This is a genomic window from Lysinibacillus sp. GbtcB16, assembly GCF_019091145.1.
Classification (GTDB): domain Bacteria; phylum Bacillota; class Bacilli; order Bacillales_A; family Planococcaceae; genus Lysinibacillus; species Lysinibacillus fusiformis.
In genome coordinates, this window is record NZ_JAGXJV010000819.1 from 1 (window position 1) to 240 (window position 240).

Genomic DNA, 240 nt, shown 5'->3' on the forward strand with positions numbered 1-240 from the left:
TTCTTGGCAAAGCCTAGCTTATAGTCAATGGCAGAAAGTGCAAATAAAAGAAGAAATACAACATAGCCTGCAATTTCATTGCTTGGTAAATTTACATATAAAAATCTCGTTATACCCGCCATTCTTCCAAAAACTCTTGGTGTTTCCTCGGAACTTGTCTGTGCAGCACCTTGAATAACATTTACTTCACCCAATATAGCGGGCTTAATATCCAATCCTCCTCTTCCTTTCATGTCAGCG

General features: G+C 38.8%; 1 pseudogene. It reads right to left on the reverse strand.

Features of this window, described 5'->3' with window-relative positions:
• Nucleotides 1-215 (reverse strand): annotated as a pseudogene (locus KVT27_RS25995) (YlaH-like family protein); the annotation flags it as partial.
• Between the last annotated feature and the right edge of the window lie 25 nt (nt 216-240).